The organism is Brevibacillus parabrevis (assembly GCF_022701015.1).
Lineage (GTDB): Bacteria > Bacillota > Bacilli > Brevibacillales > Brevibacillaceae > Brevibacillus > Brevibacillus parabrevis.
In genome coordinates this window covers 3,683,244-3,699,506 of sequence record NZ_CP064090.1, presented here as the reverse complement: position 1 = coordinate 3,699,506, position 16,263 = coordinate 3,683,244, and the positions used below count along the sequence as shown (strand labels likewise).

At 52.6% G+C, this 16,263-nt stretch carries 13 protein-coding genes; 2 read left to right on the top strand and 11 right to left on the bottom strand.

Annotation, left to right across the window (positions count from 1 at the left end; all coding sequences use genetic code 11):
* Nucleotides 1-33: 33 nt before the first annotated feature.
* The 10 genes from IRJ17_RS17685 to pdhA form a co-directional block, all read right to left on the bottom strand.
* Nucleotides 34-1,857, bottom strand: a complete 1,824-nt coding sequence (locus IRJ17_RS17685; RefSeq protein WP_242771281.1) for an RHS repeat domain-containing protein — start codon at nt 1,855-1,857, stop codon at nt 34-36.
* Nucleotides 1,858-2,272: 415 nt separating this feature from the next.
* Nucleotides 2,273-3,355 carry a hypothetical protein gene (locus IRJ17_RS17680; protein WP_242771278.1) on the bottom strand — a complete coding sequence of 361 codons (1,083 nt, stop codon included), beginning with the start codon at nt 3,353-3,355 and terminating at the stop codon, nt 2,273-2,275.
* Between the two features lie 59 nt (nt 3,356-3,414).
* Complete coding sequence (locus tag IRJ17_RS17675; protein ID WP_242771275.1) at nt 3,415-3,948, bottom strand: RNA polymerase sigma factor; 534 nt, start codon at nt 3,946-3,948, stop codon at nt 3,415-3,417.
* Nucleotides 3,949-4,269: 321 nt separating this feature from the next.
* The gene (locus IRJ17_RS17670) at nt 4,270-5,907 is read right to left on the bottom strand and encodes an AAA family ATPase (RefSeq protein WP_217021016.1); all 1,638 of its coding nucleotides are present in this window, start codon (nt 5,905-5,907) and stop codon (nt 4,270-4,272) included.
* A gap of 170 nt (nt 5,908-6,077) precedes the next feature.
* The gene (locus IRJ17_RS17665; protein ID WP_173598062.1) at nt 6,078-6,371 is read right to left on the bottom strand and encodes a hypothetical protein; all 294 of its coding nucleotides are present in this window, start codon (nt 6,369-6,371) and stop codon (nt 6,078-6,080) included.
* Between the two features lie 108 nt (nt 6,372-6,479).
* Complete coding sequence (locus IRJ17_RS17660; RefSeq protein WP_173598063.1) at nt 6,480-7,895, bottom strand: FMN-binding glutamate synthase family protein; 1,416 nt, start codon at nt 7,893-7,895, stop codon at nt 6,480-6,482.
* Between the two features lie 220 nt (nt 7,896-8,115).
* Nucleotides 8,116-9,543 carry a dihydrolipoyl dehydrogenase gene (gene lpdA / locus IRJ17_RS17655; RefSeq protein WP_242771272.1) on the bottom strand — a complete coding sequence of 476 codons (1,428 nt, stop codon included), beginning with the start codon at nt 9,541-9,543 and terminating at the stop codon, nt 8,116-8,118.
* The gene (locus tag IRJ17_RS17650) at nt 9,544-10,899 is read right to left on the bottom strand and encodes a dihydrolipoamide acetyltransferase family protein (protein WP_242771269.1); all 1,356 of its coding nucleotides are present in this window, start codon (nt 10,897-10,899) and stop codon (nt 9,544-9,546) included.
* Nucleotides 10,900-10,917: 18 nt separating this feature from the next.
* On the bottom strand, nt 10,918-11,901 hold the full coding sequence (locus tag IRJ17_RS17645) for an alpha-ketoacid dehydrogenase subunit beta (protein ID WP_122966428.1): 984 nt from the start codon (nt 11,899-11,901) through the stop codon (nt 10,918-10,920).
* Entirely contained in the window at nt 11,898-12,965 is a 1,068-nt protein-coding gene (pdhA, locus tag IRJ17_RS17640) for a pyruvate dehydrogenase (acetyl-transferring) E1 component subunit alpha (RefSeq protein WP_122966427.1), read from the bottom strand. Before pdhA ends, IRJ17_RS17645 begins: the two co-directional genes overlap by 4 nt.
* 194 nt (nt 12,966-13,159) lie before the next feature.
* Between pdhA and IRJ17_RS17635 the strand changes: the two genes are divergently transcribed.
* Together IRJ17_RS17635 and IRJ17_RS17630 are read left to right on the top strand one after the other, a co-directional pair.
* Complete coding sequence (locus tag IRJ17_RS17635) at nt 13,160-14,569, top strand: sigma-54 interaction domain-containing protein (RefSeq protein WP_122966426.1); 1,410 nt, start codon at nt 13,160-13,162, stop codon at nt 14,567-14,569.
* Nucleotides 14,570-14,634: 65 nt separating this feature from the next.
* A complete protein-coding gene (locus IRJ17_RS17630; protein ID WP_167470382.1) occupies nt 14,635-15,561 on the top strand; it encodes an aldo/keto reductase in 927 nt (308 codons plus the stop codon).
* 131 nt (nt 15,562-15,692) lie between these two features.
* Here the strand turns inward: IRJ17_RS17630 and IRJ17_RS17625 are convergent, their stop codons facing one another.
* Complete coding sequence (locus IRJ17_RS17625) at nt 15,693-16,241, bottom strand: hypothetical protein (protein ID WP_242771266.1); 549 nt, start codon at nt 16,239-16,241, stop codon at nt 15,693-15,695.
* Between the last annotated feature and the right edge of the window lie 22 nt (nt 16,242-16,263).

Genomic DNA, 16,263 nt, shown 5'->3' with positions numbered 1-16,263 from the left:
CCTGATTCTCATAGCGCCAATGCTCCTCTTCACTTAATAGTCCGTTTTCTTGCTGAGATTTCCGTTGCTGTCATACGTAAACTCGGAGAGGACTTGTTCATTTTGCCTGATTTGAGTCAGTTGTCCTTTGGCGTTATACACGTATTCGACCCCCGTATAGCGGGCGAGCAAACGTGCGTGAACGGCATTGTTGTCAGCGGAAGAGACGACAACATAGTAATCCCGGCCTTTTTCCATGGATACAATCGCTTTGGAAAATGGCGGGTGATCCCCGTCGTCATTGGCGGCAAGCAGCCTGGTCTCTCCGAAGTCTTCATAGATTGCCAGCTTGGTATTGCTTGGCCCGCTCCCTTCCACTCCCCCAAAATAGGTGGTTGAGAGTTCAAAATCTCCAGAGGAAGGCGCCGTAAATTTGTAGATTTTTTTGGAGCCTTTGGCAAGATCGAGATCGGGTGGCGCTGCGAGCGTGAACGAGTCTGTATTGGTAAACTCCAGCGCGAATGTGTCTGTCGTCACATCTGCATCTGCACCAGCTATTTTTGCCTTCGGAATCGTCACAAACAGATTCGCTGCGCGGTGTTTCTGCTCGTGTTCAACCGCTTTTCCCGTAAATTGAATGCTTAATTGTGTGCTGTTGACACGTGTAACAAGCGGCTGCAAACCAGTTGGGACGTTGTGTACTGTCACAAAAGAGGCTGCATCGGAAGTAAAGGTGCCATTTTTTAAGACGACAGTCTGCGTTTCTGTCAGCGTCCCATCGTTTGCAGAAGACTCGTGAAGCGCAGCGGAAACGACACTGGCACTGGCATCCAAAGCAGCTGTCAACCGGGCGTGAAGTCCTTTTGTCGAATCAAAAGAAGTAGCCAGAACAAAATAGGTCACGCCTGCGTCCAATGGCACTTTAATCTCGGAAAAGAGAGAACCATCGACTGCCTCATCATTAAACTTCAGGGCTTGCTGCAACTGCTCGTCACGAAACACGGACAAAACCGTATCAAACGGGGCGCCAAATCCTCCGTATGGACTTGTATAAAAACGGTAAGTACCAGTTACAGGAGCCGTAAAGCGGTAGCCAGGGGTTTCCCCGGTAGGAAGACTGATATCAACAGGTTTAGCCAGATTGAGTACAGTCGTAATCTTACTGAATGACAATAAATAGGAGGTCGTTTCACTAAAATCCCGGCTCATGCTAAATACAGAGAAATAATAGGTCGTATTCGGTTGCACCTGAAAAGTGACGCTTTCCGTTACCCCAACTCTTCCTCGCGTACTCATGCCCACTACTTTGTTCGGCGCTTGCATGACTGCCAGGTCGAAGTTTTTATCTTCGGGAACGCGCAATGTCACCGTAAGCTCGCCAGATTGCGCCCCTGAATCAAAACGGTACATATCGAGATCCTTCGCTGTAGACAGCTTCGAATTGTAAAAGTTTCCACTTGTTACAGGGTAACTTGTGTCTACATCGTCGTTCGGTTCAAACGGGTCCAAGACAGGAGCAGCAGCGGCAAAAGCGGTTGCGGTTCTGCTTGCCAGCTTAGGTTGAAGCTCCTGTTCCTGCGGCTTTTGCTTCAGCGAAAGTTCGGGGATTAACTGTTCCCAATATTTATCAACTTGTTCTTCCAGTTGTTTTTGCAGGGAGTAAATGTGTGCTGCTTGTTTTTGCAAAGACTTGTTAATTTTCTCTTGGCGGATTTGCTTGTTGGAATCAATCGGTGTTTGATGCAGCTTGAGGTTCTTCTGTGAAAAGGCAGCTGATTGTTTTTCGATTTTTTTCGCGAGCTTCTTGTCGCCTTTTTGCAGGGCAAGCTCTTGAAAGAAAGTCAATGTGTTCAGCAAACCGTAAATCTCTTGATCCATCTGAGGAATCGCTGTCGCGGGATTCTCTTCGGCAGAAGCTCTCGCTAGAGGAACGAAAACGAGAAAAAAGAGAAGGAAAAGGAGGATTGCACTTGTGCTTTTCATGATCTTGCTGGACATTTCTTGCTCACTACTTTCCTTGAACTTGAACGAAATGAATGAAGGGCATATTTGGGTCAGCGACGTGCTATTTTACGAAAAAGATTATGTATTCCACCACCTCAGTTATATCTCTCAGCTATCAAAAACAACATACGATAGTATATCAATCCGTTCAGCTATTGCCTTGGCTTAAATATTGGTTGCATTAACAATAAAAGCCTTACTTGTTCGCACACCAAAAAACCGCCAGAACATTTCTCTGACGGTCTTCCAGCTTGTAAAAAAGCCAATTAAACTCTCACAAACATACAGCCTAGTTGCCCAACTGAATCGGAACCTCCATATCCACATCGCGGTACTGGCGCTCCTGGATCGCGTAGGAGATCGTCAGTTCTTTCGGCTGTTTTTCCAACCCGTTGATGTAAAGAGCGCTTTTGATCCGCACTCGTCCGTCTTGATCGCGGACGTACTCTCCATCGCCGTTGTCCATGCTCACTCTGTATGTTTTCCCTGTCTCGTCTGTTGCACTCCATTCCGTGATGTAGATAATGTCTTTTGGCAGCAGTGCTTCAAATTCAATGATCCCGCCTTTGTTTCTCACTTCGTACCGTCCGGCGATCTTCTCCTGCTGATCGTTCGTTTTCAGATGAAACTTGTGGAAGGTAAAACGGCTGCCGCTGCTTTCTACCGTGACGGGTTGTTTGCTCAACGCATCCAGCGAAAGCTTGCCCTGGAAAGTTGCCAATTCATTCATGTAGATCGAGTGGAGCTTGAAGGTCACCTTTTTTTGGTCGGCAAATGGCGTAAATCCGTCCCACCACCTCCACATCATCGCATCGCTGTCTCCTTCGCCTTTTGTGGTAATCGTTACCGCATTTTTGCGAATGCCGTTCAGCGAATCGAGCACGGTGTCATCCCGACCGGCAAGCAGCTTTCCGTTCTCGTCAAGAATTTCGTATGCCAAACTGTGACGGTTCAAATAGTCGCCCAGCTCACCAGAAGCGTTTTCCGCCATGCTTTGATACTCCTTTTTGCGCTGCTCGTTCCAACTGGTCGTAAGCGACAATAAGCTGTTGCTTGGAACGTTCGTCAGTTTATCCAGCTTGACCACGACTCCTTGAGGTGACGTGTACTCGCGATTGATTGCGACGGTCTTCGCGACTTCCTTTGCTTTTTTCATGTCGATAGGAACATCCAGCTTCCAAGAACCGCCCTTCCCTTTGATATCGTTGAACTGGACTCCGATCGTCAGTGTGTCCGGGGATTTCTGTGCAGTGTTGAACAGTTCGATCACTTCCTGTTCGACCAAAATGTAGCCCCCGTATTCTCCCAATGTCCAGCCGTCTCCCTCCGGATTCAAGTCTTGGCCGGTTTCGTCTGTCAGCGTGAAGTCCACATCGATGTCATCCAGGGTGCAAGCGAGCTTTTTCCCGTCCTTGTCGACAAAATCAAAAATCAGAGCGATCCGCGTTGGATCGGCGAGTGCTTCTTTTTCGCCCGATGCAGTCTCATCTGCACCGTCGTCGTTGGCAGCACTAACATCTCGCTGATCTCTTTGTAGCTGAGCTGATCGATGTAGCGCAGGACAACGACCGCGCGATATTCCTCTTCCAGCCCCATGATGTGACGAAGCAGAACTTGCTGCTGCTCTTTTTGCAGGAAAGCTTCCTCCGGTGTCTCTGACCCGATCAGTTCCACCTCTTCGTCCGACGTCTTGACGCTTCGCTTCCGTTTCCTCAGTTCATCCAGGCAATGGTTGATGGCAATCTGGTAGAGCCATGCGGAAAAATTACCGTCCGGCTCAAGCTTTTCCAACTGGAAATACGCTTTTGTAAAAACCTCCTGGGCGAGATCTTGGGCATCCTGTTTCTGTCCAATCATCCGGTACAGGCGGGCAAAGATTTTTCCTTTATACTTGTCGACAAGTCGTGCATAGGCTTGCTGATTTCCGCCCTGCACCAGACGAACGAGCTCGTTATCGTCTTGCATCTTCCCTCTGTTCCTCCCATGTAAAAGGCTTGCTGCGCAGCTTGTGCCTTTTTGGTCCAAACACGTCTGTCTGTTTTTTCACCAGACTCTCCCACTGCTCGGCTGGTTGCAGGTTGCCAATTTTCCCAGACTTTTGACATGTTCACCAAGTATAACGAACATCCCGCGATTTTCTTTCCCATTTTCCCTAAAAAAGTGATAAAACTTTCCAACCCCTGGGCAAACCGACGTATGCTCACAGTTGTCGGTCAACACAAAAAACCGCCAAGACACCGAAGTGACTGGCGGTTCGATACGGCCCGAAGGCACATGGATGAAAGTTTACGACAAAGCAGGCCGCTTGTCGCCGTACAACTGCACGTACAGTTCCTCGATTTCTTCTCCGGTCAGGTCGCCTCGCTTCAACAGCTCCTCCGCGATGGCGTGCACGAAATCGGCGTATTGGCGCACCAATTGCTTCACCTGTTTCATTTGTTCATGCAGCAGTTCGTTGATTTTCGGGCGAAGTGTTTTGAGCGCCTCCTGCCGGGCACCTGTAGCGAGCCAGCTGAACAACTCGTCGCCCATGCCGACCATGCCGAGATAAGCGCCTGCCAGCTCGGTCGCTTGCTGCAAATCAGAGATGACTCCGTTCAATTTTTTGCCGAGAAACTCTTCTTCGACGGCTCTGGCAGCGAGGCACACCTGAATCGCGGCCAAAATTTCGCTGTCGCTGCGATTGTACCGCTCATGCGTCGGTTTGGTGGCGGCAAGGCCAAGAGCGCCGCCGCGGCGAATGATCGTCACCTTCCAGACCCGTTCGTGCGGCTTGAGCAAATATTGCGCGACGGCATGACCTGCCTCGTGGTACGCTACGTTTCGTTTTTCGTCCTCACTCATGGAGCGCAGCGGCTGTTTCAATCCCCACTCGTACGTTTCCATGGCGACCCGGAAGTCGTCGTAGCTGGCGCTTTGCGCTCCACGCTGGTGGGCGATGACGACCGATTCATTGACGATGTGCTTGATCTGGGCAGGACTGTAGCCGATTGTATCCAATGCAGCACGTTCCGGGCTGAGAGATTCGTCGTGCTTCACCTTTTCCAAATAATATTGGAAAATATCGATCCGTCCATTGTAGTCCGGAGTGTCGACCCACAGTTGTCTGTCAAAACGGCCGGGCCGCAACAGCGCGGAATCGAGCACGTCCGGCAAGTTTGTGGCGGCAATCGTCATGACGGCGGGGCGCTCAGCCTTTTTGCGGCGCAGACCGAGGGAGCGCAAAAATTTGGCGATTTTCGAGCTGTCGAGGTTGGGCGGGTCCATTTGCAAAAGCAGCTCATTCAACAAGCCTGTGCCGCCCATCCCCAGCATCCCGCCTCCGCCCATTCCCCCTTGACGCTGCATGCCGATCGCGTCGATCTCGTCGATGAAGATGATGCAGGCACCGTACTCCCTGGCGCGTTTGCGCGCTTTTCTGTACAATCCCATGACTTTCAGGTTGCCGACACCGAAAAACATGTTTTGAAAACTGGGAGCCGAGGCGTAGGCAAACGGAACTTGGGCCTCGTTGGCAATGACCTGCGCGAGATACGATTTGCCCGTACCCGGTGGGCCGCACAGCAAAAGACCGCGGATCGCTTCGCCCCCCATTTCCTTAAATTCCTTCACACCCTTTAGCAAGGTAACGATTCGCTCAGCATTTTCCACAATTTCCGGATTGCCGCGATAGTCATTCCACGTCGCTCCTGTTTCCCCTGGCAAAATCCAATACGTCCGCCCACGCGCCAAAAACCAGAACAGGGCAACGAACTGGATGATGATGAACATAACGGCAAACAGCAATTGAAACAGCAAGCCAAGGATGCCCAATGCGATTGACCAGTAAGTCGGCCCTCCTGTGTACAACACGATCGTTAAAAAGGCGATGGCTGCTACCCAGAGGAGGACTTTCCGCCACTTGATCCATTGATAGTTTCTCATGGACCTACTTCCTTTACGGAAAATTTTGAATTTTTGTTGGAAAGTCGCAAGGAGGTCTATCCAGCCAGAAGGAAACCGATCGTACTCTTTGACGCTCCTCTTCTCTCACTATCAAGGTCGTGTTTCAAAAAGAACGAACAGCCCACCGGGATGGAAGGCCAACCTGTTGCTTATGCAAATCGTTTGATAATGTCAAGCAGGTACTTCACAATGACAGCCAAGCCGCAGATGAAGTACCAAACGACAAGAATATACCCGGTCGGGTCGATGACAATCATGGAAACGATAATGTTTAATGGCAATACATAATAAAGAATGTCCTTCAAATAGCCCAAGACAAAGGACGGGTTGACCGAGCCTGCCCAGAACGAACGGAACAGGACGATGAGAAAATCGATCATCATGAGTCCAAAAATGGCCCATATCGTATAAATCATCCAGTCAGCAAGTGTAAAGGTCATCATGCCTCACCTCCTTGCTACATACTATGCCTTGGTTACGCTCGGGTGAGGGGGCCTCTGCCATAAATTTGCAGCCTTGTTGACTGGATTCAGCCACTATTTTTGTCTCATTTAACGGCTGCGGTGGACACGCGGGTAGCAAGCGAGCGGAATGCGTGTGACTTTGCTGGTCATGCTGTCCAGAGCGGCCAAATCCTCGATGCTCACCTGACGAAACGACGTTTTGCCGAGGGCGAGGGTCGCGATCCGCATTTCATCGATAAAAGAACGGAAAAAGTTCTCCAAATACTTGGCTCCTTCTTGCACGTTGAACTCCTTTTGAAAGCGGCCGGAATAAAAGAGCAGCTGGGTAGGCGGCTCCCACGGAACGACTTTTATCACTTGATCGTGCGTCATCGCCCAGAGCAGCGCGGTTCCGAAGTAAACCCCGTCGACCCCCAATGCCATCGCTTTAAGGCACTCCCCCGGCGTAGCGTAACCGCCTCCGCTCAATAGCGTGATTTTGTCCTTGACCTTGCGCTGTTGCAAGTAGCGAACCGCACGCGTCACGGCATAAATCGTCGGCAAGCCAACATCATCCTGAAGGATCGGCGCATTTCCCTTGTATCCGGCTTGTCCTCCGTCGAGACTGATAAAATCCACCCCGGCGGAAATCGCGACTTCCAGGTCGGCTTCCATTTTGGCGCTGGCGCACATCTTCACCCCGATCGGTACGCCTTCCGTCAAGGAACGCAGCTGGTCGACAAGTTTGCGCAAGTCTTGTGGCTGCTGAACCTCCTTATGCTTGGACGGAATGACGGCATATTCTACATCCGGAAGCTCCATGATTTGACTGGCCTTGCCTTTCAGCTCCCAACTGGGAATAAACGTAGCCGCTCCAGCCGTAGCGCCTTGGCCCATCCGAATTTCAATGGCATCCGCTTGCCGAAGAATCTCCGGGCTTTTCGACCACGTCGCCGAGTGATATTGATAGATCAAATATTTTGCGTTTTCTCTTTCTTCGGGTAAGAATCCGCCTTCTCCCGTATTGGTCACCGTCCCTACCGCAGCCGTGCCCTTGGCGATGGCGATTTTCGCCTTTTCCGAGACGCCAACCCCGTATCCCAAACCGCCAGACAAAAGCGGGATTTGCAAGGTCAGCGGCTTCTTTGCCATCGGGCCGATCGTAAGCTGCGTATCGACTTGTGCATCCTCGTGAGCAGGCAGGACAGCCAATTGCGCCGGAGAAAAAACAAGACCGTCGTAATTCAGAAACTTTCGCGGGCTGCCGAACGGCCTTTCGATGGCGATTCCTTCCGATGCGCGCAAACTGTTTTCCAGCACTTTCGCGGGAGAGATTTTGGTCAGCGCGGAAACGATCTCCCAAATGTTTTCCGGGTAGCGATCGTTCATCAGCCTTTTCGTAAAGCGGCCGACTACCCAGCTGATCACCGTTCTCGAACAGGCAAACGCGACCACCGCCAACAAAACGAGGGCGAGGAACGCTCCCATGCTTGCGCCGATGCCAATCGTCATCCATTTCTCCATTGTGGTCACCCCCTCTGTTCCGCTAGTCGAAAAAACCGTTTCTTCCTTAGTCTGCTTTAGGATTGGAAAACATATACTTTTGACCCTCGCAAAAGTAGACGGGAGTGTCACTCTCAGCCTGGCAGCTGGCTTGTTGTTGAGCTGTTCCAAGCGGGGGAAACCCATGAATAGCAGCAAAAAACCTCCCCGCCCGTTGCTGAGCGAAGGAGGTTGTCTTCCCCTATTTTTTGTTGACCATATGGATGGCGTGCCCGAGGACGGCTTCTGCTGCTTCCAGCCACACCTCGCTCAAAGTCGGATGCGGGTGAATCGTTAAAGCCAAATCCTCGACTCGCGCTGCCAGCTCTAGCGCCAGGACGCCTTCCCCGATCAGATTGGGCGCATCGGCCCCTACTACGTGCATCCCCAACAGCAAATGCGTGTCTTCCTCGACGATCACCTCTGCGAAACCTTCCCGTTCCCCCAAAGTCAGCGCCTTGCCGTTTGCCCGATACGGGAAGGAAGCAGCCTTGACACGATGGCCCAATCCTTCCGCCTCTGTTCGCGTCAAGCCTACGCCTGCAATCGGCGGGTCTGTAAAAATGACATACGGGACGTACGGCGAATCCATGCTGCTTGGCAAGTCCGCGATCACCTCGGCAGCGACGATGCCCTGTTTGGACGCGCGATGCGCCAAAGCAGGCCCAAGAGTTACATCGCCAATGGCAAAAATGTGCGGCTGGTTCGTCCGGCAAAAAGCATCGACGGGAATATGGCCTCTTTCGTCGACGTTGACGCCTGCCTGTCCAAGCCCGATTTCGCCTGTATTAGGCACTCGTCCGATGGTGACGCCTGCTTTTTCGACGGTCAGTTCTTCGCGGCCGTTTGCTTCCGAGAAAAGCGCTAAAGTCACACCACCATCTCCGCGCGACATGCTCTCGACTTTTGTCGCCGTTTTCAAGGTGATTCCCAACTGTTTCGCTTGTTTGCGCACTTCCTGGGTCAGATGCGAAGCCGTTTGTGGCAAAATGCTGTTGGCGGCTTCCACGACTGTTACTTTTGTTCCCAGTTTGGCATACGCCATGCCCAGCTCCATCCCGATGTAGCCGCCGCCGATGATCGCAAGCGTCCCGGGCAATTCCTGCAAGTTCAACAGGTCGCTGGAATCGAGGATCGACTCGTGATCTGTGGCCAAAGACTGCGGTACAAACGGCCGTGATCCTGTCGCGATGATCGCCTGCCGGAATTTGTACGTCTCGAAGTCTCCCCCCGTCTCGACGCCGATCCGATCCGCTGAGAGAAAAGTCGCGGAGCCTTTGACGACGGTCACTCCATTTGCCTTGCACAGCTGCTCCACACCCTGGCTCAATTGAGAAACGACAGACTCTTTCCATGTATGCCAGTCAGCCAGCTGAAACGAAGCGTTTCCTTCCGGCAGCCTGATGCCCAGCTTTCCCAACCCAGCCAGCTTATGAAATTCGCTTGCGGCGTGAATCAGTGCTTTCGAGGGAATGCAGCCCCGGTTCAGGCACACCCCGCCCAACGCTTCTTTTTCAATCAACACGACCGATTGCCCCAACTGACCCAGGCGAATTGCCGCTGCATACCCGCCCGGTCCGCCTCCGATCACGACTACGTCTGTTTCGATTGCGATTTCTCCGACTACCATCTAGACCATCTCCGCAAACAACAAATTTGGGTCTTCGAGCAACTCCTTGATCCGGTTCGTGAAGCGAACGGCTGTCACTCCATCGATCAGGCGATGGTCAAAAGACAGCGACAGGTTCATCATCTGGCGAATCACGCCTTCATCCTCGCGCACGACCCAGCGCTTCTCCATTTTGTGCAAGGCCAAAATCGCCACTTCCGGATGATTGATAATCGGCGTTGCCTGCAGCCCGCCTACAGGTCCGACATTGCTGATCGTAAACGTTCCGCCTGTAATTTGCGCAAGCGTCAGTTTGCCTTCCCGGGCGAGTTCGGCGAGGTGTTTGATTTCTTTTGCCAGTTGAAAAATCGACTTCTTGTCCGCGTCCTTGATCACAGGCACGATCAGTCCGTCCGGCGTATCGGTAGCGATGCCGATATGGTAGAAGCGCTTCAGCAAAATTTCGTTGGTGGCATCGTCGATGGAAGCATTCATCACCGGATATTCTTTGAGCGCAATGACCAGTGCCTTGATAAAAAACGGCAGGAACGTCAGCTTGACTTCTTTTTTCTCCGCGTGCGGTTTCAGTTTTTCCCGCAGAGCCAGCAACTGATCCATTTCCAGTTCATCGACGGAAGTGACGTGTGGAATGATCGTGACCGATTTGACCATGTGCTCGGCAATTTTTTTGCGAATGCCTTTGAGCGGGATTCGCTCGATGCTGTTTGCGCTTTCTCCCGGCATCGCGGCAAAAGCTTCCTTGCTCCCCAGTGCAGTCCCTTTTTCCGCTGCTGGTGCTGTATCGGTAGTGCTAGTGCTGGCAGTCGCCACAACTTCCGCCTCGCGAGCTGTTGTTCCCTTGGGAGGCGCCACTGCAAACGACGTCGCAGACACTTCCTGCAAGGCACGCTTTTGCCCGGCACTGGCGAACAAGCGCAAATCTTCTTCCGTTACGCGCCCCGCCGGACCTGTGCCGACTACTTGTTCGATGTCGATTTTCATTTCTCTCGCCAACTGCCTCACATATGGCGTAGCCAAGGAACGGCGTGCCTGATGTCTGGATGGTACGACAGGGGGCGAAACTTGCTCCGGTGCGGCTGGCGCATTTCCGGTCGATTTCTGCTTCACTTCCCCCGCAGCACTGCCTGTATCGATGACGAGGAGCACCGTTCCCACCTCAACCGTATCGCCCTCCGCAATGCGAATTTCCTGGACGACTCCGGTTGCCGGAGCGGACAGCTCTGCGTTGACTTTATCCGTTTGCACTTCAATGACAGGCTGATCCTGCACCACAGAGTCGCCAGCGCGCACCAGCACTTTCAAAATTTCGCCTTCATGCATGCCTTCTCCCACATCCGGGAGCTTAAACTCCACCATGTCCCTCGCTCCTTTACGCTAAAACGTAAGCGTTTCCACAATTCCGCTCTTGACGCGCGCTGGCGTCGGCAAATAATCGTCCTCGATGCTGAACTGCGGAACAGGCACGTCAAAGCCGGTAATCCGCTTCACAGGCGCTTTCAAATAAATCAGCGCTTCATCGTTGATGATCGAAATGATCTCTGCCCCCATGCCCGCTGTCTTGTGCGCCTCATGGACGACGACGGCACGCCCGGTCTTTTTCAGCGAGGCGACGATCGCATCCCGATCCAGCGGATAGATGGTTCGCAGGTCGACGACTTCACAGCTCGCTCCTTGCTCCCGTTCGAGCTGTTTGGCTGCTTCCTCCGCTACGCGCAGCATGGCTCCCCAGGCAAAAATCGAGATATCTGTCCCTTCGCGCACCACTTTCGCCTTGCCGATTGGCACGCGGTACATTTCTTCCGGCACTTCTTCTTTAAACGCCCGGTACAGCTTGGTCGGCTCCAAAAAAATAACCGGGTCGGGATCTTCGATGGCAGCGATCAAAAGTCCTTTTGCATCATACGGCGTGCTCGGCGCAACGACTTTCAGACCCGGTACGTGGGCAAAAAAAGTCTCGACGCTTTCCGAGTGCAGCTCGGGGCCGCGAATGCCTGCTCCGTACGGGGTGCGAATCACCATCGGCACATGATACTGTCCGCGCGTCCGGTAACGCATGCGGGCAGCGTGGGAGACGATTTGTTCAAAACCCGGATAAATAAAAGCCAAAAACTGAATCTCGACAATCGGAATCAATCCGTTCATCGCCATCCCGATCGCCGCCCCGATAATGCCAGCTTCCGACAGCGGCGTGTCCACGACCCGATTGGCTCCATACTTGTGAATCAAATCTTCCGTCGCGCGAAAAACGCCGCCATTCACGCCGACATCCTCGCCAAGCAGCATGACGCGTGAGTCTTCCGCGAGCTTTTGGTCCATCGCTTCGGTAATCGCTTGAATCATCGTCAATTTGCGAATCATGCCGGGATGTCCTCCTTTTTCGCTGGCTTCACAAGCTCGCCCTCCTGCTCTTCCGCCATCCATGTCGGCTCTGCGTACACGTGCTTGAACATGTCTTCCGGCCGCGATTTCGGGTAGCTCTCTGCTTCCACCAATGCTGCATCGATCTGCTCATTCGCCCGGGCGACCAGCTGTGCCTCCTGTGCATCGCTCCACAGTCCGCGCTGGACGAGGAACGTACGCAAACGCTGGATCGGATCGCGCTCCGTGCGCCACTCCTCCGCCAATTTTTCCTGATCGCGGTATTTTTTCGGATCGTCTGCAGTCGTGTGAGCGCCGTAACGGTACGTGATCGCTTCGATCAACGTCGGTCCTTCGCCGTTCAGGGCGCGTTCCATCGCTTCTTTCATCGTCAGCCAGACGGCGAACACATCGTTGCCGTCGATGCGCACGCCGGGAATATCGTAAGCGGCGGCACGCTGGGCGATCGTTTTCGAAGCCGATTGCTGGGAAAAAGGCACGCTGATCGCATAGCCGTTGTTTTGGCAGAAAAAGATCGTCGGCGTTTTGAAAACACCCGCGAAGTTCAACGCCTCATGGAAGTCGCCTTCCGAAGTCGCTCCATCGCCAAAGTAAGCGAGGCTGACATGCTGCTCGTTTTGCAGCTTGCTCGCCCACGCCGTTCCGACCGCATGAATCATTTGCGTGGCGATTGGGACACAGGGCGGCATGACGTTCAAGCCTTGTGGACTGATGCTGCCTTCCATATGACCCATCCAGTACAAAAACACGCGCGCCATCGATTGCCCGTGCACGATTGCGGCGGCATGATCGCGATAAGTAGGAAACAGCCAGTCGCCCGGTGTAAGTGCCAACGCGCTTCCGACCTGCGAAGCTTCTTGTCCTTCAAAAGGGGCGTACGTCCCCATCCGGCCCTGGCGCTGCAAATTGATCGACTTGCGGTCAAACAAGCGCACCAGCACCATATTTTCATACATCTTTATCATCACGGATTCATCCAGTCGCCCTTCGATGTCTTGCGTCAACTCTCCCGTAGGAGCCAATACCTGATATAATGAAGTCATGCAAACATCCCTCACTTTCTGCATCGTTCACCATCATGTATAAGCAAGTTGCGTGCCAAGTGACTGAAAGCGGTTTCATCAGACCGAAAGATGCCGATGATCATTTTTGCATATGCATTTTTGCGCAAAGATGATCAATTCTGATTATTTCGTATACAAGCCGTAAGCACCGCCCAAGGGGGAACACCATCACCATGTATCAGACCAAATTTTTTCAGGGAAGCGACAACACAGAGCTTGTCCAGCTGATCACCACGATTTTCAAAACGTCTCATGACGGCTTGGCGATATGCGACCGCAACGGCTACGTGCTGCTGTACAATGACGCGTATTTGAACATCACCGGCATTCCCGCTGACATCCTGAACAACTTCAGCTATATCGAGCAAAAAGAAATGCACATGGTGCCGGACTCTTCAGCCGCCAGAGCGATCTCAACCAAGCAGACGCACAGCGTCGTCATCCACTACGGAAATGGGCGCACCGCCATCAACACGGCGACGCCGCTGCTCGATCAAAATCAGGAGCTGCTGTTCGTCGTCGGCAATGTCCGCGATATTACCGAGCTGAACATGCTGCAACAGGAGCTGGAGGAAACGCGGCAAATCAACTCTTCCTTTCAGCGCGCCCTGGAGCAGATTCAGAGCGATCTCGACTCTGGCGGGCAAATCATTTACCGCAGCAGCATGATGCATCGGATTGTCTCGCTCGCCAATCGGTTTGCGGCGAACGATTCTCCTGTTCTGTTGCTCGGCGAGTCTGGCGTCGGCAAAGATGTGCTGGCGAATTACATTCATGCGGAGAGCGGACGTCCGGGAGAGTTTATCAAGATCAACTGCGGAGCCATTCCCGATCATTTGCTGGAATCAGAGTTGTTTGGATATGAAAAAGGAGCGTTCACCGGGGCGAGCCAAGCGAAGGAAGGTTTGTTCGAACTGGCGCACAGCGGCACGATTTTTCTCGACGAGGTCGGGGATTTGCCGTTTCCCTTGCAAGTCAAGCTGCTCAACGTGTTGCAGGACGGCAAAATCAGGAGACTTGGAGGGAAAACACAGCGGCAGGTCAATATGCGGATCATCGCGGCGACCAACAGCGATCTGGAGGCGATGGTCGAGCAGAAGACGTTTCGCCAAGATTTGTATTACCGGCTGAACGTGCTGTCGCTGACCATCCCTCCCCTGCGGGAACGGCGAGAGGATATACCCGCCCTCATTTTCTACTATTTAAAAAAGCTGGAGTGGAAATACCAACTGGAAATTCGTCTGGAAACAGATGCGCTCGAAGCGCTGGTCGATTACGACTGGCCAGGAAACGTCCGGGAGCTGAAAAACGTAGTCGAGCGTTCCTACCATATGTGTGAAAACGGACGGATTACGTACGACCAGCTTCCCGCCTCGATCCGCAGCGCGCAGCATAGCACGCTCCCCTTGCATCTCGCCAAAATGGAAGAAGCTCTTCCGCTCAAAGAAGCGGTCGAACGGTTTGAGCGGGAGTACATCCAGCGAATTTTGCATGAATCCAGTACGATGCAAGAATGTGCCGATAAGCTGGGCGTGAACATCTCTACGCTTGTCCGCAAAAAACGCGGGCTGGGAATCAAATAGCGGTAGGTACAACAGGGCACTTTGCCGAAATGAGTAAAGAACACAACATGGATGGAGGAATCCGAGTGAAGGTTTATCCGATCAAACATACCGAACTGCACGCATCCAGCATGATCATGGGCAACATGCGGCTGACGCAGCTTTCCCTCCCCGATGCGGAAAAGTTGATCCACACAGCGCTTGAAGAAGGCATCAATATTTTTGACCACGCAGATATTTACGGACAAGGCCGCTGCGAGGAGCATTTTGCCGAAGCGATCCAGATGAACCCGTCGATCCGCGAGAACATGATTTTGCAGAGCAAATGCGGCATCCGTTCCAAAGAAAATTACTACGATTTTTCCAAGGAGCATATTCTTGCGTCCGTCGACGGCATTTTGCGTCGATTGAAAACGGAATATTTGGATATCCTCCTCCTCCATCGTCCTGATCCGCTCATGGAGCCGGAAGAAGTCGCAGAAGCGTTTGAGCAGTTGCAAACCCAGGGAAAAGTAAGACACTTCGGAGTGTCCAACCACAATCCTGCGCAAATTCAACTGTTGCAAAAGTACATACCGCAAAAGCTGGTCGTCAACCAGATTCAGTTCAGCATCGTGCACACGCCTTTGATTGATTCGGGCATCTCCCTGAATATGAAGACAGACCAATCGCTTAACCGCGACAGCAGCATTCTTGAATACTGCCGCTTGCACGACATGACGATGCAAGCGTGGTCGCCGTTCCAGCACGGGATGTTCGACGGTCCGTTTCTCGGCGATCTGATCCGGTTCCCTGAACTGAACAAAGTAATCGACAACATTGCAGAAAAATACGAGGTGACAAATACCGCTGTCGCCGTAGCGTGGATTACGCGCCATCCGGCCAAGATTCAGGTAGTGCTCGGAACGACCAATGTCCAAAGGCTGAAAGATGCGTGCAAAGGCGCAGACTTGACCTTGACCAGAGAAGAATGGTACCGCATCTACAAAGCAGCGGGCAATCTCATTCCGTAAAGCACGAGAAAAACACAAGAAAAGCATGAAAACCGCACGATCAAAAAGGCACTCCGCATAGAGTGCCTTTTCGCTTCCTTTCGCCTTGCTATCGCAACAAAATGGACTACCGCTGTTCGCTTTTTCAACAACTAACCTCTTTGTTCGATCGGTTCTTCCCAGCGGTTGACGCCAGGCAAATGCGGATGATGATCCGGACAAGCTTCGGTGGGCAAGCGCACTTTGTTTGCTACCACGCATCCGCATAAACTACATATTTTTTCTTCTGCTTGCTTGGTGCCGGAAAAGACTTTGTAGACGATTTGCTCCGTTTGATCCTGGAGGTTCGGGCATTGCATGCAGGTGTTGTACCGCTTTTGCAACACAGCTTCATCGACCGTGGAAAAGCCGGTCTTGGCCCATTTCCACATAGCCTCCGATGCTTTCTTGACCAGTTGCAGCGAAGTCTTCGCTTCCACCTCCTGCTGCTTGGGCACAGCAGGAGGATTGGCTAGCAAGTATTGCAAAAAGGCAGCGTTCCGTCGAGTCGCCAGCAAGTTGTGGGCGTACGATGAGTCGTGTAGCGCAGCTTGCAAAACTTGCTCGGAAACCGGCTCGGACAGTCCGAGCAGTTCGCCCATTTCCCGGCACTTGTCCGCTACTGTTCCCTGGTGCTCACGGAGTTCCTCGATTGCTCCCATAATTCCTCTCCTCCGTCTTCTT

Coding starts and splice junctions, on each gene's coding strand:
- IRJ17_RS17685 (WP_242771281.1), bottom strand. CDS start 1,857: ATGGATCAAGAGATTTACGGTTTGCTGAACACATTGACTTTCTTTCAA.
- IRJ17_RS17675 (WP_242771275.1), bottom strand. CDS start 3,948: ATGCAAGACGATAACGAGCTCGTTCGTCTGGTGCAGGGCGGAAATCAG.
- IRJ17_RS17670 (WP_217021016.1), bottom strand. CDS start 5,907: ATGAGAAACTATCAATGGATCAAGTGGCGGAAAGTCCTCCTCTGGGTA.
- IRJ17_RS17665 (WP_173598062.1), bottom strand. CDS start 6,371: ATGATGACCTTTACACTTGCTGACTGGATGATTTATACGATATGGGCC.
- IRJ17_RS17660 (WP_173598063.1), bottom strand. CDS start 7,895: ATGGAGAAATGGATGACGATTGGCATCGGCGCAAGCATGGGAGCGTTC.
- lpdA (WP_242771272.1), bottom strand. CDS start 9,543: ATGGTAGTCGGAGAAATCGCAATCGAAACAGACGTAGTCGTGATCGGA.
- IRJ17_RS17650 (WP_242771269.1), bottom strand. CDS start 10,899: ATGGTGGAGTTTAAGCTCCCGGATGTGGGAGAAGGCATGCATGAAGGC.
- IRJ17_RS17645 (WP_122966428.1), bottom strand. CDS start 11,901: ATGATTCGCAAATTGACGATGATTCAAGCGATTACCGAAGCGATGGAC.
- pdhA (WP_122966427.1), bottom strand. CDS start 12,965: ATGACTTCATTATATCAGGTATTGGCTCCTACGGGAGAGTTGACGCAA.
- IRJ17_RS17635 (WP_122966426.1), top strand. CDS start 13,160: ATGTATCAGACCAAATTTTTTCAGGGAAGCGACAACACAGAGCTTGTC.
- IRJ17_RS17625 (WP_242771266.1), bottom strand. CDS start 16,241: ATGGGAGCAATCGAGGAACTCCGTGAGCACCAGGGAACAGTAGCGGAC.